General features: G+C 72.6%; 18 protein-coding genes. 7 read left to right on the plus strand and 11 right to left on the minus strand.

Features of this window, described 5'->3' with window-relative positions; genetic code table 11:
- Positions 1–522: 522 nt before the first annotated feature.
- Positions 523–1,344 carry a hypothetical protein gene (locus OP86_RS36860; RefSeq protein ID WP_030061630.1) on the plus strand — a complete coding sequence of 274 codons (822 nt, stop codon included), beginning with the start codon at positions 523–525 and terminating at the stop codon, positions 1,342–1,344.
- Positions 1,345–1,519: 175 nt separating this feature from the next.
- On the opposite strand, the gene OP86_RS24110 is transcribed toward OP86_RS36860, so the two are convergent.
- The 3 genes from OP86_RS24110 to OP86_RS24120 form a co-directional block, all read right to left on the minus strand.
- Complete coding sequence (locus OP86_RS24110) at positions 1,520–2,077, minus strand: hypothetical protein (protein ID WP_030061631.1); 558 nt, start codon at positions 2,075–2,077, stop codon at positions 1,520–1,522.
- Between the two features lie 160 nt (positions 2,078–2,237).
- A complete protein-coding gene (locus OP86_RS24115) occupies positions 2,238–2,801 on the minus strand; it encodes a GNAT family N-acetyltransferase (RefSeq protein ID WP_030061632.1) in 564 nt (187 codons plus the stop codon).
- A gap of 107 nt (positions 2,802–2,908) precedes the next feature.
- Positions 2,909–3,802 carry a LysR family transcriptional regulator gene (locus OP86_RS24120; protein ID WP_051830488.1) on the minus strand — a complete coding sequence of 298 codons (894 nt, stop codon included), beginning with the start codon at positions 3,800–3,802 and terminating at the stop codon, positions 2,909–2,911.
- 70 nt (positions 3,803–3,872) lie between these two features.
- Between OP86_RS24120 and OP86_RS24125 the strand changes: the two genes are divergently transcribed.
- Entirely contained in the window at positions 3,873–4,652 is a 780-nt protein-coding gene (locus OP86_RS24125; protein ID WP_051830489.1) for a CTP synthase C-terminal region-related (seleno)protein, read from the plus strand.
- 7 nt (positions 4,653–4,659) lie between these two features.
- Here the strand turns inward: OP86_RS24125 and OP86_RS24130 are convergent, their stop codons facing one another.
- The 3 genes from OP86_RS24130 to OP86_RS24140 all read right to left on the minus strand — a co-directional run bounded on the left by OP86_RS24130 (position 4,660) and on the right by OP86_RS24140 (position 6,641).
- The gene (locus tag OP86_RS24130; protein ID WP_078589309.1) at positions 4,660–5,274 is read right to left on the minus strand and encodes a GNAT family N-acetyltransferase; all 615 of its coding nucleotides are present in this window, start codon (positions 5,272–5,274) and stop codon (positions 4,660–4,662) included.
- A gap of 63 nt (positions 5,275–5,337) precedes the next feature.
- Positions 5,338–5,937, minus strand: a complete 600-nt coding sequence (gene coaE / locus OP86_RS24135; protein ID WP_030061636.1) for a dephospho-CoA kinase — start codon at positions 5,935–5,937, stop codon at positions 5,338–5,340.
- A 62-nt stretch (positions 5,938–5,999) separates the two neighbouring features.
- The gene (locus OP86_RS24140) at positions 6,000–6,641 is read right to left on the minus strand and encodes an MBL fold metallo-hydrolase (RefSeq protein ID WP_030061637.1); all 642 of its coding nucleotides are present in this window, start codon (positions 6,639–6,641) and stop codon (positions 6,000–6,002) included.
- Positions 6,642–6,703: 62 nt separating this feature from the next.
- Here OP86_RS24140 and OP86_RS24145 point away from each other — a divergent pair, with 62 nt between their 5' ends.
- Positions 6,704–7,135 carry a MarR family winged helix-turn-helix transcriptional regulator gene (locus tag OP86_RS24145; protein ID WP_030259913.1) on the plus strand — a complete coding sequence of 144 codons (432 nt, stop codon included), beginning with the start codon at positions 6,704–6,706 and terminating at the stop codon, positions 7,133–7,135.
- Positions 7,136–7,162: 27 nt separating this feature from the next.
- Here the strand turns inward: OP86_RS24145 and OP86_RS24150 are convergent, their stop codons facing one another.
- Complete coding sequence (locus tag OP86_RS24150) at positions 7,163–9,397, minus strand: MMPL family transporter (RefSeq protein ID WP_051830490.1); 2,235 nt, start codon at positions 9,395–9,397, stop codon at positions 7,163–7,165.
- A 195-nt stretch (positions 9,398–9,592) separates the two neighbouring features.
- Positions 9,593–11,083: a 30S ribosomal protein S1 gene (gene rpsA, locus OP86_RS24155; RefSeq protein WP_030061640.1), complete on the minus strand. Its 1,491-nt coding sequence runs from the start codon at positions 11,081–11,083 to the stop codon at positions 9,593–9,595.
- 417 nt (positions 11,084–11,500) lie between these two features.
- Here rpsA and OP86_RS24160 point away from each other — a divergent pair, with 417 nt between their 5' ends.
- Together OP86_RS24160 and hrpB are read left to right on the plus strand one after the other, a co-directional pair.
- Positions 11,501–12,379 (plus strand): class I SAM-dependent methyltransferase, encoded by an 879-nt coding sequence (locus tag OP86_RS24160; protein WP_078589322.1) that lies wholly within the window; start codon positions 11,501–11,503, stop codon positions 12,377–12,379.
- Between the two features lie 4 nt (positions 12,380–12,383).
- A complete protein-coding gene (gene hrpB, locus OP86_RS24165; RefSeq protein ID WP_234435065.1) occupies positions 12,384–14,912 on the plus strand; it encodes an ATP-dependent helicase HrpB in 2,529 nt (842 codons plus the stop codon).
- Positions 14,913–14,944: 32 nt separating this feature from the next.
- Here hrpB and OP86_RS24170 read toward each other — a convergent pair whose 3' ends face one another.
- From OP86_RS24170 to OP86_RS33855, 3 genes are read right to left on the minus strand one after another with little or no spacing between them, the layout of a single operon-like run.
- A complete protein-coding gene (locus OP86_RS24170) occupies positions 14,945–15,367 on the minus strand; it encodes an NUDIX hydrolase (RefSeq protein WP_030061644.1) in 423 nt (140 codons plus the stop codon).
- A gap of 2 nt (positions 15,368–15,369) precedes the next feature.
- Positions 15,370–15,924: a GNAT family N-acetyltransferase gene (locus tag OP86_RS24175; RefSeq protein WP_234435064.1), complete on the minus strand. Its 555-nt coding sequence runs from the start codon at positions 15,922–15,924 to the stop codon at positions 15,370–15,372.
- A 9-nt stretch (positions 15,925–15,933) separates the two neighbouring features.
- Positions 15,934–17,172: an NsdA family TPR-like regulatory protein gene (locus OP86_RS33855; RefSeq protein WP_051830491.1), complete on the minus strand. Its 1,239-nt coding sequence runs from the start codon at positions 17,170–17,172 to the stop codon at positions 15,934–15,936.
- Positions 17,173–17,674: 502 nt separating this feature from the next.
- On the opposite strand from OP86_RS33855, the gene OP86_RS24185 reads away from it, so the two are divergent.
- Together OP86_RS24185 and OP86_RS24190 are read left to right on the plus strand one after the other, a co-directional pair.
- Entirely contained in the window at positions 17,675–18,118 is a 444-nt protein-coding gene (locus OP86_RS24185; RefSeq protein ID WP_078589307.1) for an ATP-binding protein, read from the plus strand.
- A gap of 14 nt (positions 18,119–18,132) precedes the next feature.
- Positions 18,133–18,489, plus strand: a 357-nt coding sequence (locus OP86_RS24190; protein WP_033333156.1) for a hypothetical protein, incomplete at its 3' end; no start/stop codon positions are given.

Here is an 18,489-nt window from a genome sequence, read left to right on the forward strand (position 1 = left end):
GCCACCCCGCTCGCCCGTGGGAAAGCCTTGGTGTCCACAGCCGCCCGCACCCCGCCCACCCGCACCCGCCAGGGCACCGTACGGGCCCGGAACACCCGCCCCAGCAGCGCGGATCCGCCGCTCCGCCCGGCGCGCGGGCGTGGCCGCACGCCGCCGGAATCCCCGCACGCCGCCCATAGCTCCCGACGCGCCCGCACACACGTTCCCCACCAGCCCCCTGCAACCCGCCCCGCCATGTGAGCGCCCACCGGAATCCCGCTTTGCTCCCGACGGTCCGGTGGCATAGGTTTCGACCGCCGTCGACGCAGCACCGGCTCTGACCACCTCTCAGATCAACGGAGGGCGGCGCAGCCAGGAGCCGGACGGCCGCACGACAACGGGGGAGGAACAGCCATGCCGAGTGCCCGCGACCACGGGGCGACCGGGCGGCGAGGACGGACGGACGGTGCCGCGCACCCGCGGCCCACGGCCGACGCGCGACCGACCCCGCCCCACGCCACCGGACACCTGAGGAATCGTCAGTTGCGTAGCACCCGACTGGTCACCGCCACCGCCGCAGCCCTCGTCTGCCTGGGCGCGCTGAGCGCCTGCGGGCCGGACAACGACGGGGGCCAGGACGCCGGCAAGACCGCCGCGCCCGCTCCCTCCGCCACCGCCGCCCCGGCCGGCACCGCCACCGGCGCGCCCGCCACGGGTACCGGCAAGCCCGCCGGCGACGGCGGCACCGGCGGCGCCGCCAAGGGGATCCCGGCCAAGGCCTGGATGGACACCAAGAGCATCCCGATGGACGAGACCTACCACTACGCACCGCTGGCGGCCAACGCCAAGCCGGGCACCGGGCCGGTCCAGTTCAAGGGCATGGAGCTGTGCCACGCGGCGGTCGCCAAGGACGACGAGTGGATGTTCACCGGCACCGCGTCCGCGAAGGCCTCGGTCGGCTTCGGCGGCGACCGCTGGACGGCCCAGCAGACCCTGCTCTTCGAGGGCGACCCGACCCACAGCAGCGGCACCAAGCAGGCGACCAACCTGACCGACGGCCACCTGACGGACGCCCTCAAGGGCTGCGCCAAGACCGCGCCCGGCGCGACCGTCAAGGTCGACAGCGCCGACGGCGCGCCGTACTTCGCCGCCGTCCTGACCGTCCCGCAGGCGGACGGCACCACCGTCACCCTGCACGAGTACGTGGTCACCGACGGCGGCACGGTCAGCGAGCTGTCCGTCTGGGCCACCACCAAGGGCGGTGCCCAGCCCAAGGACGCATGGAAGGCCCCCGAGGACAAGTACGTCGGCACCGGCATGACGGCGCCGATGTGCGACGCCCTCCCGGGCTGCGACGGGCACTGACCAACGGCGGGCACTGACCCGCCGCGGGCACCCGTCGTACGAGTGCCCGCACCACCCCCACAGACGGCCGTCCGGCCCGTCCGGCACAGGGGACCGGACGGACCGGACGGCTCTTTCACGCCCGCCCTCGACGGGCCCGGCTCACACCCCCGGGCACGTCACAGGCCCGGGAACGTCACAGCCCCAGGCTGCTGAGCGCCGTGGTCCAGTCGCTCGCGATCGCGCTTCTGGCGTCGTCCAGGCTCACCTGGCCGCCGCACACCGCCCTCTTGAGCTTGCTCTCGACGGAGTCCTTGCTCTGCGCCGGCTGGTCGCCGTAGCGCGGCTCGGGCCACAGGTTGGCCGGGTCGCGCGGGGCGCCGCCCAGCTCCAGCGGGACGAGGTGGTCCTCCTCGTAGTCGGCCGTGCTGGTGTCCTCGTAGCCGTACTGCGCGATCTGCCGCACCTTCAGCGGGTTGGTGTAGCTGGTCGGCGGGCGGACGGTCGAGGTCCAGCCGGAGACGCAGATGGTCTGCCCGATGGTGTCCTGGGTGACGTCCGGGTTGTACGCGCCGGGGGTGCAGTTCGGGTCGGGCAGCGGCAGGTACGCCTGCGAACAACTCGCGGCGAGCGTACGGGACTTCGCGTGGGCGGCGGGCGCGGTGGCGGCCGCGTGCGCGGTGCCGGCGGCGAGCCCCGCGGCGGCGAGGGCGGTCGCCGAGGCGACGACGGTCAGGCGGTGACGGAGCATCATGGGGAAGTCTCCTGGGCCGGCCCGGCCTTTCGCCGGGCAACTGTGCTCATGACAGCACCGCGCACGCTACGAGCGTCAGGCCCAGGATGTGAACGCCTGATGACCTTGCCTTCACAACCGCTGCCGCGCAGTTGAGCCGCCACCGGGAGCAGCCGCGCGGTCAGCCCCGTCGCACCGTCAGTTCGATCTCCCGGCGCGTCCGGTCGCCCGGCACGGGCAGCGCCACACCGGAGTGTTCGAAGCCGGCCTTGACGTACAGCGCCTCCGCACGGGCGTTGTCCTCGTGGACGAAAAGCCGCACGCGCCGGATCCGGGGCTCGGTGAGCGACCACGACCACTCCTGGGCGGCCCGGAGCAGGTCCTGCGCCAGCCCGGTGCCGCGCGCCTCGGGCCGGACGTACACCCCGACGATGTGCGTCTGCTCGACCTCGACGACGTCGCCCTCCAGGGCCCCCGGCCCGCCGGGCCGCTCGACCAGCACGGAGACCGTGCCGAGCCAGCGCCCGTCCTCGGCCTCCCCGACCAGCTGGCACACGACGGAGCCGGCCGCGGCCGTCGCCGTGCGGTCCTGCCAGAACTCGTCGGGCTTGGCCGCGGCCTGATCGTGCGTCTCCAGGAAGGCGACGGCCGCCGCCGGGTCCAGCAGCGCGTCCAGCCGGATCTCCTTGGCCCGCGCCCATTCCTCGACCCGGACACGTCTGATGATGATGGTGGGGGTGCTCATGGCGTGATCATTTCACCGGCACCGACGGCCCCCGCAACCCGTTTCCAGCCCCGGCGGCCCCGCAGCCTCCACGGCCGAACCGCACCCGGTCCGACCACCCGCACCGATCAGCGATCGACCAGCAGCCGTGCCAGCAGCGCCGCCGGCCCCTCCGGCAGGCTCCCGTGGACGAGTTCGGTGCGGTGCACCAGCCGGGGCGCGGCGATCGGCGCGCACGCGAGGCCGGGCACGGCGGCGAGCACCGGTTCGGGCAGCAGCGTGAGCCCGTGCCCGGCCGCGACCAGGGCGAGCAGCCCGTGCAGGTCGGTGCCCTGGTAGCGGGTCGCGGGCCGGAAGCCGTCGACGCCCGCGGCCGCGCGCAGCCGGGCGACCGGCGGGGCGAGGTCGGGGGCGTCCAGCCAGCGGGCGGCGGAGAGGTCGGCGAGCGCGATGCCGCCGCGGCCGGCCAGCGGGTGGCCGGCGGGCAGTGCGACGGCGACCGGCCGCTCGTCCACCGCGACGGTGCGCAGCGGGCCGACCTCGGGCAGCGGCAGCGGGTCGCTGGGCGCGGCGAGTCCGTCGACCAGGGCGAGGTCGACCTCGCCGGTGGCGACCTGTGCGGGGAGCACGTCCTGGGCGAGCACCCGGACCACCGGTTCCGTCCTCGGGTACGCCCGGCGCACCTCGCCGAGTGCGCGCCCCAGGGCCGCTCCGACCGCCAGCGGGGTGGCGCCGAGCACCAGCCGGGCACTCGCGGCACCGGCCAGGCGCGCGACGTCGGCGCGCGCCGCCTCCAGCCGGACCAGCAGCGGCGCGGCGTGCTCCAGCAGCCGCTGCCCGGCCTCGGTCGGGCCGACCGGGCGGCGGACCAGCAGGGCGGTGCCGAGGTCGGCTTCCAGCGCGGCGATCTGCTGCGAGACGGCTGACTGGGTGTAACCGAGGTCCCGCGCCGCATCCGAGAAGGAGGCGAGGCGGGCGACGGTGACGAAGGTGCGCAGCTGTTGCGGATCCACGGCGGTCATCAACCGATCTGATCGAGGCTTAAGAAATCATCGTTGGCGCTGATCTCGGGTGCGGGGCCAGGATAGCCGCATGACCTACCTGACCCCGCGGATCGCCCTGGTCGGCGACCGCTCCCCCGCCGTCCGCTCGCACGCCCGCATCCCCGGCCTGCTCGACGCGCTCGCCGAGCACGACCGACTCGTCCTGGACGCCTACTGGATCCCCACCGAGGACGCCGGGGCGCCCGGCGCCCTGGACGGCTTCGACGCGATCTGGCTGCTCCCCGGCAGCCCGTACCGCAGCGAGGCGGGCGCCCTCGCCGCCGTCCGCACCGCCCGCGAGCGCGGCATCCCCTTCCTCGGCACCTGCGCCGGGTTCCAGCACGCGGTGCTGGAGTACGCCCACAACGTCTGCGGCCTGACCGACGCCGTCCACGGCGAGCAGCACCCCGACGGGGAGCAGCAGGTGATCGCCCCGCTGAGCTGCTCGCTGGTCGGCCACGAGGGCGCCGTCACGGTCACCCCGGGCACCCTCGCCGAGCGCGTCCTCGGCACCACCCGCACCCTGGAGCGCTACCACTGCGCGTACGGCCTGAACACCGCCTACCTGGACCGGCTGCGCACGCACGGCCTGCGGTTCAGCGGCACGGACGGCTCGGGCGACGTACGGATCCTGGAGCTGCCGGCCCAGGACCACCCGTTCTTCCTCGCCTCGCTGTTCCAGCCCGAGCTGTCCGGCGACGGCACCCGGGCGCACGCCATGATCCGCGCGTTCGCCGGAGCCGCCGCGGCCCACGCGGACACGTCCACTCCGACCGCCCCCGCGACCGTCCCCGCCGCGGCCCCCGCTCCCGCCGCCGCCATCGCCTGACCCGTCCTCACATCGGCAGCGACCGCAGCCGCACCGGCCCCTCCGGCCATCCGGCCCCCGCCACCAGCGGCGTCCACATGGTGCGCAGCGGCATCACCGCCAGCCGCCTCTCCGGCTGCTCCACCGTCACCTCCTCCGCCACCTCCCGGAAGCCGAGCCCCCGGTAGAAGGCGGCCAGCGGCGGACGGCAGAACAGCAGCGCGTGCCGGTGGCCGAGCACGCGGGCGTGGTCGAGGGCGGCCCCGACCACGGCGTGCGCGAGGCCGCCGCCGCGCCGGTCGGGGGCGACGCAGACCCCGCCGACGCCCATCACCGTCAGGTCGGTGCCGCCCGCGGTGAGCGGCAGCGGCAGCAGCCCGGTGTGGGCGACGAGCCGGCCGCCGGCGCCCCGGATGCCGAAGTGGATCTCCTTGGGCAGGAAGGCCAGCCCGGTGTACGCAACCCCGTACGGGTCGTCCCCGGGGCCGAGGACTTCCTCCTGCTCGGCGCGGGAGTACTGCGCCAACCGTTCGACAGCCGGCGCCCCGGCCGGGTGCGGATCGGCCAGGCGTGGTCCGGCCGGGTGCGACTCCGCCAGGCGCGGCCCGGCGACATGCGGCTCGGGCGAGAAACGATCACTCATCCCGCCATGCTCTCCCTCACCCGAGGCCTTCCGACAGTCCCTTCCCGGCCACTCGATCCCGGTTCAGGCCGAGGCCCGCGCCGCCAGCTCCGCCCAGACCTCGTCCACCCGGGCCGACAGCTCCGCCAGCTCCCCGCCGTTGTCGATCACCAGGTCGGCGATCGCCAGCCGGTCGGCCCGCGAGGCCTGCGCGGCCATCCGGGCCCGGGCCTCCTCCTCGGCCATGCCGCGCAGCCGCACCAGCCGGTCGATTCGCACCTCGTCGGCCGCGTCGACCACCACGATCAGGTCGAACAGCGGCGCCAGCCCGTTCTCGGCCAGCAGCGGCACGTCGTGCACCACGACCGCGTCCGGCGCGGCCGCCGCCTCCAGTTCGGCGGAGCGGGCCCGCACCAGCGGGTGGACGATCGCGTTCAGCGCCTTCAGCCGCTCCGGGTCGGCGAACACGATCGCCCCGAGGGCTGGGCGGTCCAGTTCGCCGTCCTCCCGCAGCACCTGCGGGCCGAACTCGGCGACGACGGCCGCCAGACCGTCCGTCCCGGGGGCGACCACTTCGCGGGCGATCACGTCGGAGTCCACGATCACCGCGCCGTGCGCGGCGAACAGCCGGGACACCTCGCTCTTGCCCGCGCCGATGCCACCCGTCAGTCCGATCTTCAGCATGGCGTCAGGCTACCGGCGAGGCCCCGCAGGCGTCAGCACCGGACCCGTCAGCACCGGACCCGTCAGCCCAGCTCCAGACTCTCGCCCTCGCCGAGCACGGTCAGCTCCGAGCCGGTGCCCGGCCCGTCCGGCCCGAGCAGCCGGGTGGCCACCATGTGCCCGATCGGGCTGAGCGTCGCCTCGTGGACCGGCACCGCCACCCGCGGGCCCGCCTCCCGGACGTAGTCGACCACCTCGGCGGCCTTGCTCCAGGGCGCCGCGAGCGGCAGCAGCAGGGTGTCGACGGCGTGCGGGGGCACGGTGAACGCGTCGCCGGGGTGGAAGAGCCGGCCGTCGAAGAGGAAGCCGATGTTCTTGACGAGCGGGATGTCCGGGTGGATCTCCGCGTGCCACTCGCCGTGCACCGACACCGCCATCCCGCCGAGTTCGAAGGCGTCGCCCTCGCCGACCGCCGAGACCCGCTGCGCCACGCCGGCCAGCTGGGCGGCGACGGCGCTGTTGGTCCACACCCGCAGCGCCGGGTCGGCCTCCAGCGCGGCGCGCAGCCGGGACTCCTCGAAGTGGTCCATGTGCTCGTGGGTGATCAGGACGGCGTCCGCCCCGGCCAGAGCGGCGGGGTCGGTGAAGGCCCCGGGGTCGACGACGACGGTGGTGTCGCCGTGCTCGATGCGTACGCAGGCGTGTCCGAACTTGGTGATTCGCATGCCCAAAACTCTACAGCATTGCTGTACAGCAATGCTGTAGAGATTCCGGATAGACTGCTCCCATGCCCAGCGAAACCCCGCACCCGGACACCCTGGAACTCGCCGCCGACCTGCGCGCCGCCCTCGGCAGCCTGGTCCGCGCCCTGCGCGACGGCGACGACCTGCCGCCGAACCAGGCCGCCGTGCTCGGCCTGCTGGTCCGCGACGAGAGGTCCTACACCGTCGCCGAACTCGCCGACCGCCGGCGCGTGCGCCACCAGTCGATGGCCCGCACCGTCGCCCTGATGACCGAAGCCGGCCTGGTCGCCCAACAGCCCCACCCCACCGACGGCCGCAAGCAGCTCATCGCCGCCACCGAGGCCGGCCACACCGCCCTGCTCGACCAGCGCGCCCGCCGCGAACACCACATCGCCACCGCCATCGAGGCCCGCCTCACCCCCGAGGAGCGGCAGCAGCTGCGCACCGCCGTCGGCCTCCTCGACCGCCTGCACTGACCTGGCCGCACCGCCGTGCCCGACCGCCTAGACCTCCGACCCCACCAGGTCCTTGGCCGTCGGCTCCCCCGCCACCGGCTCACCGCTCCGCTGCGTCGGGAGCGCCACCGGCACCCCGATCTCCGGCAGATCCACGTGCTCGCTCAGCCCGAAGCGCCGGTGCAGTCGCCTGAGCGGCGCGGGCGCCCACCAGTTGAACTCGCCGAACAGGCTCATCGCGGCCGGCACCAGCAGGCACCGCACCAGGGTGGCGTCCACCGCGACGGCGACGGCCAGCGCGATGCCCATCTGCTTGACCATGAGCATGTCCCCGAGCGCGAACCCGGCGAAGACGATCACCATCAGCAACGCCGCCGAGGTGATGATCCGACCGCTGCGCTGGACTCCCAGCTCCACCGCGCTGGTACAGCTGTGGCCCTTGTCCCGCAGCTCCTTGATCCGGGCGAGCAGGAACACCTCGTAGTCCATCGACAGCCCGAAGGCGAAGGCGAAGACCAGCACCGGGATGAAGGTCTCCAGCCCGCCGGTCGGGCTGAAGCCGAGCAGCCCGCTGAACCACCCGTCCTGGAACACCAGGGTCAACGCGCCGAGCGAGGCGCCCAGCGAGAGCAGGTTCATCAGCAGGGCCTTGACCGGCATCACCACCGAGCCGGTCATCAGGAACAGCAGCACCAGCGTTCCGGCCGCGACCAGCCCCAGCGCCCACGGCCCGCGTGACAGCAGTTCCTTCTGGAAGTCCACCACCGAGGCCGCGCCGCCGGTGACGTAGGTCTTCAGCCCGCCCCGCTCGGCCCGCAGCTCCTCGACCACGTGCTTGGCCTGCCCGCCCTGCGGGTCCCCGTGCACCAGGACGTCGATCGTCGAGACCGCGTCGCTCACCGGGCTCACCGCCCGCACCCCGCTCACCCCGGGCAGCTTGGCGACCACTTCGTCCGCGTACGCCTGCGCCACCGAGGCGCCGCCCTCGACCACCACCGTGATCGGCGCGGCCGCGGCCTGCGGGAAGCGCTGGTCGATCGAGTCGGCGACCTGCCGCCCGGCCGAGGAGGTGGGCAGCACGGCGGCGCCGGAGTTGCGCATGTCGGCGTGCAGGAAGGGCGCGCCGGCCGCCATCAGCACGGCGACGCAGGCGAGCGCGACGAACACCGCCCGCTTGCGGACCCGGCGGACGGTCCGGCTGAAGAAGCCCTCGTCGGGTACGGGCGCGGAGGGTGCCTTGATCCGCGAGCCGGCGAAGCCGAGCAGTGCGGGGATCAGGGTCAGCGCGGCGGCGACGGCGATCACCACCACGCTGACCCCGGCGGCCGCCACCGCTCCCAGCACCGGGCTGGTGAAGACGAAGAGGCCGGACAGCGCGACGGCGACGGTCAGTCCGGAGAAGGCCACGGTGCGCCCGGCGGTCGCCGCGGTCCGTTCGACGGCGGCGGCAATGTCCGCACCGTGGCCGCGCTCCTCGCGGAAACGATTCACCATGAGCAGCGCGTAGTCGATCGAGAGTCCGAGCCCCAGGACGGTGGCGATCGGCAGCACGCTGGTGTCGATGTCCATGATCCGGCTGAAACCGAACATGGCCAGCAGCGCCCCGCCCACCGAGGCGACGGCCCCGATCACCGGCAGCGAGGCCGCCGCGAGGCCGCCGAACACCAGCACCATGACGACCAGCGTGAGCGGCAGCGTCACCATCTCGCCGAAGCGGGTGTCCTGCTCGGTCTGCTTCTTGACCTCCTGCTGCAGCACCAGGTCCCCGCCGACGGTGACGTGGGCACCGCCCGCACCGTTCAGCGAGGCCAGCCGCTGGGTGACGGCGTCGGTCTGGGCGGAGGTGGCGGTGTCGGCCAACCGTACGGTGACCAGGCTCGCCGTCCCGTCGGCGGAGCGCAGCGCGGCCGGAGCCGGGCCGGAGCCGTACGCGTCGAGGGCGGAGGAGACCCCGGGCAGGCCCGCGATCTCCGCGGTGGCCTTCTCGACGGCGGCCTTGACGGCCGGGTCGTCCACCGGCCTGCCGTCCACCACGGCGGTGACGGTGCCCTTGGCAGGGTCGGCCGCGGTGACCACCGCGCTGCCCCGGTCGGCCTCGGCGCTGGCGGAGGAGGCCCCGGCCACCGAGCCCTCGAAGACCCGGCCCCCGATCAGGACGCCGACGACCAGGACGACGGCCCAGAAGCCGAGCACCCAGCGGCGGTGGCGGAAGCAGAACCGGCCGAGGGCCGCGAGCCGGCCGCCGACCACGGCGGCGGGGACGGCGGAGGAGGGTTTGCGCATGAAGGAGCCTTTCGGGCAGCTCCACTCAATGTAGGTGCAACCCGAACTCCGGCCTATAGAAGGGCAATGAGCCTCATCTCACACTTTCCTTCACATAAAACGCACATAAGTCAAAGCGAAAAACGAAATGGGCCCCACCCGGAAAATCCGGGTGGGGCCCACCGTCTAGCTATCGGCTAGCGGGAAGCGAGAGCCTCAGCTCTGGCCGCCGGCCAGCTTCTCGCGCAGGGCGGCCAGGGCCTCGTCGGAGGCCAGGGCGCCCGAGCCCTCGTCGCTGCTGGACGAGTAGGAACCACCGGCGGCAGCGGCGACGGCGTCGCCACCCTCCTCGGCGGCCTGGGCGTCGGCCTCGCGGCTCTTGATGACCTGGGCCTGGTGCTGCTCGAAGCGGGCCTGCGCCTCGGCGTACTGGCGCTCCCACTCCTCGCGCTGCTTCTCGAAGCCGGGCAGCCAGTCGTTCGCCTCGGGGTCGAAGCCCTCCGGGTAGATGTAGTTGCCCTGGTCGTCGTACGAGGCGGCCATGCCGTACAGGGTCGGGTCGAACTCGACCTCGGCCGGGTTGGCACCCAGGGCCTCGTTGGCCTGCTTCAGCGACAGGCTGATGCGACGACGCTCCAGGTCGATGTCGATGACCTTGACGAAGATCTCGTCGCCGACCTGGACGACCTGCTCCGGGATCTCCACGTGGCGCTCGGCCAGCTCGGAGATGTGGACCAGACCCTCGATGCCCTCGTCCACGCGGACGAACGCACCGAACGGAACCAGCTTGGTGACCTTACCCGGAACGACCTGGCCGATCTGGTGGGTACGGGCGAACTGCTGCCACGGGTCCTCCTGGGTCGCCTTCAGCGACAGGGAGACGCGCTCGCGGTCCATGTCAACGTCGAGAACCTCGACGGTGACCTCCTGGCCGACCTCGACAACCTCGGACGGGTGGTCGATGTGCTTCCAGGACAGCTCGGAGACGTGCACGAGGCCGTCGACGCCACCCAGGTCCACGAAGGCACCGAAGTTGACGATCGAGGAGACGACGCCGGAGCGCACCTGGCCCTTCTGGAGGGTGGTGAGGAAGGTCTGGCGGACCTCGCTCTGGGTCTGCTCCAGCCAGGCACGGCGGGACAGGACCACGTTGTTGCGGTTCTTGTCCAGCTCGATGATCTTGGCCTCGAGCTCCTTGCCCACGTAGGGCTGGAGGTCGCGGACGCGGCGCATCTCGACGAGCGAGGCCGGGAGGAAGCCACGGAGGCCGATGTCGAGGATGAGACCACCCTTGACGACCTCGATGACGGTACCGGTGACGATGCCGTCCTCTTCCTTGATCTTCTCGATCGTGCCCCAGGCACGCTCGTACTGAGCGCGCTTCTTGGACAGGATGAGACGACCCTCCTTGTCCTCCTTCTGGAGAACCAGGGCCTCGATGTTGTCACCGACGGCGACGACCTCGTGCGGGTCAACGTCGTGCTTGATCGAGAGCTCGCGGGACGGGATGACGCCCTCGGTCTTGTAACCGATGTCGAGGAGGACCTCGTCACGGTCGACCTTCACGATGACGCCCTCGACGATGTCGCCATCGTTGAAGTACTTGATGGTCTCGTCGATCGCGGCGAGGAACGCCTCCGCGTCGCCGATGTCGTTGACCGCGACCTGCGGGGTGGTGCTGAGGGAGGAGTCGGTGGGGCTCGTCATTAGGAAAAGGGCTCCGGTACGGACATGAAAGTCGTAGGTAATGCCACGCGGAGGGCCCGTATCGCTCCCACCGAAAGCCGGACAGCCAAGAACACGACACACCGATCGTTCCCGCACAGCGAGAAATCGGCGTCCGTCTTGCGACCGTGGGGTCTTCGACAGATGCGAGCGCGACCTGCTCCGTCTGAGGCGCGCAGGCCCGCAGCGCAACTTGTAGCATACGGGGACGGCCAGGCACGGTCAACGCCAGAAGAGGCAAGACGGTGGAGGCCGGTATGGATCAGGCCATATCCTCCGATTGCGCACCTCGCGGTGGCGCCCGAAAGAGGGGCCCTTCCCCGGATGCCACCGCCAGGACCCGGACCCTTGACGGGCCGGTTCGCGGCAGCGGCGCTTCCGCATTCCATACCCTACGCGATGGGCATTGTCACCGTGGCCACCACCCCCCACCCCGACCTGCATGATCTTGCTGCCGACGCGCACGCCCCCGGAACCGACACCGACGACGACGCCGTACGGCGCACGGCCGGCACCGGCGAGAGCAGCCGCGCCAGCCGGCACTGGTGGGACCGCAACGCCGACGAATACCAGGACGAGCACGGCGAGTTCCTCGGCGACGACCGCTTCACCTGGTGCCCCGAAGGCCTCGACGAGGCCGACGCCCGACTGCTCGGCGAGGTCGCAGACAAGGACGTGCTGGAGATCGGCGCCGGCGCCGCCCAGTGCTCGCGCTGGCTGGCCGGCCGCGGCGCCCGCCCCGTCGCCCTGGACATCTCCTTCCGCCAGCTCCAGCACTCCCGCCGGATCGACCTCGGCCGCGGCACCGCGCCCGTCCCGGTCGTCCAGGCCGACGCCGCCGTCCTGCCCTTCGCCGACGGCTCCTTCGACCTCGCCTGCTCCGCCTACGGCGCCGTCCCGTTCAGCGCCGACACCGCCGCCCTGATGCGCGAGGTGCACCGGGTGCTGCGGCCCGGCGGGCGCTGGGTCTTCTCGGTGACCCACCCGATCCGCTGGGCCTTCCCGGACGAGCCCGGCGTCGAGGGCCTGACCGCGGTGTCCTCCTACTTCGACCGCACCCCGTACGTCGAGCAGGACGAGCAGGGCAACGCCACCTACGTCGAGCACCACCGCACCCTCGGCGACCGGGTCCGCGAACTCGTCGCCGCCGGCTTCCGGCTGGTGGACCTGGTCGAGCCCGAGTGGCCGGCCGGCCTGGAGCAGGAGTGGGGCGGCTGGTCCCCGCTGCGCGGGAGGCTGATCCCCGGCACCGCGATCTTCGTCACCGAGCGGGGCTGACGCCTTGCTGCCCGACCGATCAGCAGGGGCGGCCTGGCGCGACCTGCCCGTCCGCACCGCCCTGCCCGCCCTCCACGAGGCCCTGGACGGGCCCGGCACCGCCGTCCTCGCCGCGCCGCCCGGCACCGGCAAGACGACGCTGGTGCCGCTCGCCCTGGCCGGGCTGCTGGACTCGCGCCCGATCCGCCGGGTGCTGGTCGCCGAACCGCGCCGGCTCGCCGTCCGGGCCGCCGCCCGGCGGATGGCCTGGCTGCTCGGCTCGTCCGTGGGCCGCGAGGTCGGGTACACCGTGCGCGGCGAACGCCGCACCGGGCCGGAGACGGTCGTCGAGGTGGTCACCACCGGCGTGCTGCTGCAGCGCCTCCAGCGCGACCAGGAACTGCCCGGGGTGGACGTCGTCGTCCTGGACGAGTGCCACGAACGGCACCTGGACGCCGACACCGCGCTCGCCTTCCTCCTCGACGTCCGGGCCGCGCTGAGGCCCGAACTGGGGCTGGTCTGCGCCTCGGCCACCTCCGACACCGACGCCTGGGCCCAACTCCTCGGCGGCGCACCGGTGGTGGAGGCGCACGGGGTCTCCCACCCGGTGGACGTGGTCTGGGCGCCGCCGCCGCGCGCCGTCCGACCCGCACACGGCACCCGGGTGGACCCGGCGCTGCTCGACCACGTCGCGGCCGTCGTACGGCGGGCGTTGGGCGAGCGCGACGGGGACGTGCTCTGCTTCCTGCCCGGCGTCGGCGAAATCGCCCGCGTCGCAGGGCAGTTGACCGGCGTTCCGGCTGACGTCCTCCAACTGCACGGCCGCGCCCCGCAGTCCGTCCAGGACGCCGCCCTCACCCCGTCCGCCACGCGCCGGGTGGTGCTGGCCACCGCCGTCGCCGAATCCTCCCTCACCGTGCCCGGCGTACGCGTCGTGGTCGACGCCGGCCTCGCCCGCGAACCCCGAACCGACCACGCCCGAGGACTGGCCGCCCTGGTCACCGTCCGCGCCTCGCTCGCCGCCGCCCGCCAACGCGCCGGCCGGGCCGGGCGCGAAGCCCCCGGCACGGTGTACCGCTGCTGGCACGAGGCCGAGGACGCCCGCGCCGCCCGCTTCCCCACCCCCGAGATCGCCCTCGCCGACCTCACTTCGTTCGCCCTCCAGGCCGCCTGCTGGGGCGACCCGGACGCCACCGGCCTCGCCCTGCCCGACGCCCCGCCCGCCGGGGCGATGGCCGCCGCCCGGCAGACCCTGTCCGCCCTCGGCGCGGTGGACGCCGACGGCCGGGCGACTCCGCGCGGCGTCCGCCTCGCCCGCACCGGGCTGCACCCCCGGCTGGCGCGTGCGCTGGTCGACGGCGCTCCCGCCGTGGGCGCCCGCCGGGCCGCCGAAGTGGTCGCCCTGCTCTCCGAAGAGCCGCCGCGTGCGCTGGGCGACGACCTCGGCGCGGTCTGGCGAGCGGTCCGTTCCTCCAAGGACCCCTACGCCGCCCGCTGGCGCGACGAAGTCCGCCGCCTCGAACGTGCCGCTGGCTCCTCACCCGCCACCGACCTCCCGGACACCACCGCCACCGGACTCGTCGTCGCCCTCGCCTTCCCCGAACGCATCGCCCGCGCCCGGGTGGAGCGACCCGCCCCCGGCGAACGCAGCCCGTACCTGATGGCCTCCGGGACGGCTGCCGAACTCGCCCCCGGAACCACGCTCGGCACCCTGCCCTGGCTCGCCGTCGCGGTCGCCGACCGCCCGGCGGGCTCGCACTCCGCCCGCATCCTGCACGCTGCGGCGCTGGACGAGGCCACCGCCCTCCAGGCCGGCGCGTCCCTAATGACCACCCGCGAGGAAGTCCACTGGGACACCCGCCGCGACGAGGTCACCGCCCGCCAGGTCGAATCCCTCGGCGCGATCGAACTCGCCGAGAAGCCACTCGACCGCCCCGACCGGGCCCTCGTCCGCACCGCCCTCCTCGAAGGCCTCGCCCGCGAGGGCATCACCACCCTGCTCACCTGGCCCTCCCCCGGCCTCCGCGAACGCCTCGCCTTCCTCCACACCGCCATCGGCGACCCCTGGCCCGACGTCTCCGACGCAGCACTGCTGGAACGCGCCGACGAGTGGCTGGAGCCCGAACTCTCCCGCGCCCGCCGCCGATCCGACCTCACCCGCATTGATACGACGTCGGCCCTGCAACGCCTGCTCCCCTGGACAACCGGCGAAGCCGGCCGCCTGGACGAACTCGCCCCCGAACGCATCACCGTCCCCAGCGGCTCGAAGATACGCGTCGACTACACCACCGAACGCCCAGTGCTGGCAGTCAAGTTGCAAGAACTCTTCGGCTGGACCACCACCCCCACCCTGGCCGCCGGCCGCGTCCCGGTGACCATCCACCTGCTCTCCCCCGCCGGCCGCCCCGCGGCTGTCACCAGCGACCTGGGGGGCTTCTGGCACAACGGCTACCGAGCCGTCCGCGCAGACTTGAGGGGCCGCTACCCCCGCCACCCCTGGCCCGAAGACCCGACGACAGCCGAGCCCACCCGCCGCACCAACGCCCGGAAGTAGCGACAAAAGACCCCACTACCGAATCGACGTCGTCACAGCAGGTGTCGGCCGTCATGAGTCCGGACACTTGGTGCAGTGTCGTCCCGAAGCCCATCCAGGACACGTACGGCATAGACCTCGGCCATGTGTTCGGAGACCTCAGCTGATGTCAGCCAGGCGACCTCGATCGACTCGTCCGAGAGCCGCACCGCCTGGCTCTCCGGTCGGCAGCGAAAGACGAGAGCGACGATCCCTCGGCTCACGTTCTTGTAGACACCGGTCAGCCGCTCCACACCAACCTTGACCCCGGTCTCCTCGAAGACCTCTCGGCGCACCCCGTCTTCAACTGGCTCCGCCAGCTCCAGCACCCCACCCGGCGGTTCCCAAGTCCCGTTGTCGGCCCGGCGAATCGCCAGCACCCGACCGTCCTCACGCACCACCACCCCAGCGACGGACACCGAGTGGAGCGGCAGCATCCTTATCTCCTTGGCGTTCTCCGAAGGTCCCGGACCATACACCTGTACACCGGGGCACCATCCCAGGACGGCGTCATGTCGCCCACGTCCTGGTAGCCCAGGGCCTCGTACATCCTCACGGCCGCCTCGGCCTCCGGGCGGACTGCCAGGGTGATCCGATCGACCTCGGCGCCTTTGATCACCGCCGTGTGCAGCCCCCGTCCGAGCCCGTGCCGGCGGCACTCCGGCGCGACCGCGAGCTCCCGGATCACGAAGGTGCGATGCCCGTCCTCCCTCGTGAATTCGGGAGCCAAACCGAGGCTGTCCCACCACCGGCTGTCCGACTGGAGAAGCACCCCGAACGCGAATCCCACCAGCCCGCCGGATCGCGCGAGAACCAGCCGGAAACCAGGCATCGTCCGGAACTTGTCGTAGCCCTCCAGGAAGTCGGCCAGGTCGCGCGGGCCCTCGAAGTACGGCGGCTCCGCGAAGACCTGCTCGTAGAGCGGAGCTATCTCGTCCAGCATCCGGGCCGCGTCCACGGCATCGGTCACGGTCTCGAAGACGGGCTTCTCCACTGTTCTCCTTCAGGCGATCAAGTGGGCTGTGCTGGCAGCGGCAAGAGCGGGATTCAAGGCCTGGAGGTGGAAGTGCGCCTCCTGCATCGAGGTCCGGGCCCTGCCCGACGAGACCTCGGTCAGCAGCACGGCCCCCGATGTGATTTCATGAGCGGCCTCCTCGGCCTCCCCCGCCTGTGCGAGGGCCCCGGCCAGGTTGAAGCGCACCAGTGCCTCATTTCGGGCGTAGCTGGCCTCCTGGTTACCGAGCGAGCGCCTCAGCCACTCAACAGCAGCTTTGTGATACCCGGCCTCCGTGAACAGCGACGCCTGCGCAAGCGCCAGTTCCGCAGGCCCGTGGAAGACGGCCCAGTCGGGTACTGGCCGTGCTCCGCGCTCCTGCTCATAGCTCCGGGCGGCCTGCGCGAGGGTCGAGCGCGCGTTGACGTGATCACCGAGCATCGCCAGCGCCCGGGCCTCCCTCGTCATCAGGATCGAGACCAGTGAGGGGGGAGCCCACGCCCTCGCCTTCTCCTGAGCACGACGGGTGAGGTCGAGGGCCTGCGCCGGCTCGCGCTCGCGGAGGTTCATCAGAGCCATCGAGGCCAGGACCACCACGGCAAGCGAGTCGTCCTGCAGCTCTTCCGCGCGCACGAGGGCATGGTGCCAGTACGTCCGGGCACGGTCGTTGTCACCAGCGTCAAAGGCCAGCCATGCAACGTGCTCCGCCGTCTCCCCGGCGATCAGCCGAAGCTGCCTACCGATCGTGCTGGGATAGCTGGATGTGGCGATGAGCCGTTCGGCACGGGCCAGGTGGGCCTGCGCGAGCGGACCGACAGTGGCACCGCCGAACCGATCGTCCAGGCCGTAAAGGGAAGCGAGACCGGTTCGCAGATCCATGACCGTCTCGGTACCGATTCGATGTGCAGGGACCGCAGCGGAGACAGCAGCGCCACCGGCCAAGGCCAGGAACGATCGGCGGTTCACGTCTTCCAACTCCTCTCGTGGTGTCGGCGGGATTCCTGATCGGCGATGGTCCGGGACGGCAAAACCCGCTTGCTCCAACGGGATGCCCAGCATGGCTTCGAGGACACGCTGACGCCCCGGCTGCGGGCACGGTGGCAGCGGCTGCCGCCAGCGCTGGAACTGGCGGCCACTCACCTCTTCGTTCTCGCCCAGCTTGCGCGCGGTGGCCGCGTACACCTGCCTGAATCGCGCCGGGCCGCCCCAGCCGAACTCGGCACACAGGCGCGTGAATTGCGTCTCCACATGACAGACGGTAACTCGTCGGCTGCCGAACGCGCAGACCGCCGCGGACGAAAAAGTCCGTCGAAAAGTCCGCCTCTCCCCCTCCATCGATCTTGCGGCGGCGGTCAACTGGTGACCGGCCATCCGGCGTGACGGTGAAACTACTTACCGTCACATCTCTCCGTATGGCACTCATCGGGCTACGCCGCTGGTCGCTCGCGCGGCCAGTTCGCCGGCTCGCCAGTTACCTCCGCGTCTGCGGGGCGAACCGAGAGGAGTGCACGACATGGATGAGAAGAACGGCACCAACAGCGGATCCGGCGACCACAACGGCGACAAGCCGAAGTCCGAGTAACTCACACCGCTGACAGCCGCCCGCGTTCCGCTTGGCCAAGGACCGGGCGGCCCCTATGGCGGCCCTCGTCGCGCCCCAATCGACGAGGGCCGCCCCTCAACCCCGACGTATCGCGAAGGCCGGTTGCGGCATTCCGACCACACTTTCCGCCCTCTGAGGAACTTCGCCATGCTCAAGACCTGCTGCCGCCCCCGCCCCCGCACGTTCGCTTCGCGGCTCGACTCCCGCATCGAATCGACCCGTCTCGCACGGCACTTGTTCCGGGCGTACCTCTCGGCGCTGCCCTCCGGGGACCGCTACTCGGATGTCGCCGAGCTCCTGCTCGGGGAGCTGTTCGCCAACGCCGTCCAGCACTCCGACGCGCCCGACGACCGGCGCATCGAGATCCGCTTCGCCCTGGTCAACTCCCGCCTGCGGCTGGAGGTGCACGACGCCGGCAGCGGCCGTCCGTCCCTCCATACGGCTGCGCCGGACGACGAGCACGGGCGCGGCCTCTTCCTCGTCAACGAACTCGCCGAACGCTGGGGCTGCGCCGACCGACCCGGCGGCATCGGCAAGTACGTCTGGGTCCTCGTCACCCCCACGCCCGCCCCCGTCCTCGTCACCGCCTGAAGGCCACCGCACCCATGCACCTCGCCGCCCTCGCCCGCCACGCCCTCTCCCGCGGCCACACCCCCGCCGACACCTACGCCCTCCTTGCCCGCCGCACCCGCCGACCCCTCCCCTCCGCCCGCGCCGTCTGCCTCGCCCTCTCCATCCCCGCCGCCGAGACCGCCCGCCGCCTCGACGACATCTACGACGTCCTGCTCGCCCACCCCCGCCCGAACTCCGAAGCCGACACCGGCGAACTCCTCGAAGCCCTCGGCGTCTTCGACATCCCCAAACCCCTCACCCCCACCGAACGCGCCGTCGTCGACCTCTTCCTCACCGCCGTCGACGCCATGGGCGGCATCCGCCCCGGCCACCGCCACGGCCTGGACCGC

Source organism: Streptomyces novaecaesareae (assembly GCF_000716875.1).
Lineage (GTDB): Bacteria > Actinomycetota > Actinomycetes > Streptomycetales > Streptomycetaceae > Kitasatospora > Kitasatospora novaecaesareae.

Coding starts and splice junctions, on each gene's coding strand:
- OP86_RS24115 (WP_030061632.1), bottom strand. CDS start 2,801: ATGAGCACCCCCACCATCATCATCAGACGTGTCCGGGTCGAGGAATGG.
- OP86_RS24150 (WP_051830490.1), bottom strand. CDS start 9,397: ATGCGCAAACCCTCCTCCGCCGTCCCCGCCGCCGTGGTCGGCGGCCGG.
- rpsA (WP_030061640.1), bottom strand. CDS start 11,083: ATGACGAGCCCCACCGACTCCTCCCTCAGCACCACCCCGCAGGTCGCG.
- OP86_RS24140 (WP_030061637.1), bottom strand. CDS start 6,641: ATGCGAATCACCAAGTTCGGACACGCCTGCGTACGCATCGAGCACGGC.
- OP86_RS24145 (WP_030259913.1), top strand. CDS start 6,704: ATGCCCAGCGAAACCCCGCACCCGGACACCCTGGAACTCGCCGCCGAC.
- OP86_RS24110 (WP_030061631.1), bottom strand. CDS start 2,077: ATGATGCTCCGTCACCGCCTGACCGTCGTCGCCTCGGCGACCGCCCTC.
- OP86_RS24160 (WP_078589322.1), top strand. CDS start 11,501: ATGGGCATTGTCACCGTGGCCACCACCCCCCACCCCGACCTGCATGAT.
- coaE (WP_030061636.1), bottom strand. CDS start 5,937: ATGCTGAAGATCGGACTGACGGGTGGCATCGGCGCGGGCAAGAGCGAG.
- OP86_RS24170 (WP_030061644.1), bottom strand. CDS start 15,367: ATGCTGCCGCTCCACTCGGTGTCCGTCGCTGGGGTGGTGGTGCGTGAG.
- OP86_RS24120 (WP_051830488.1), bottom strand. CDS start 3,802: ATGACCGCCGTGGATCCGCAACAGCTGCGCACCTTCGTCACCGTCGCC.
- OP86_RS24125 (WP_051830489.1), top strand. CDS start 3,873: ATGACCTACCTGACCCCGCGGATCGCCCTGGTCGGCGACCGCTCCCCC.
- OP86_RS24130 (WP_078589309.1), bottom strand. CDS start 5,274: ATGAGTGATCGTTTCTCGCCCGAGCCGCATGTCGCCGGGCCGCGCCTG.
- OP86_RS24185 (WP_078589307.1), top strand. CDS start 17,675: ATGCTCAAGACCTGCTGCCGCCCCCGCCCCCGCACGTTCGCTTCGCGG.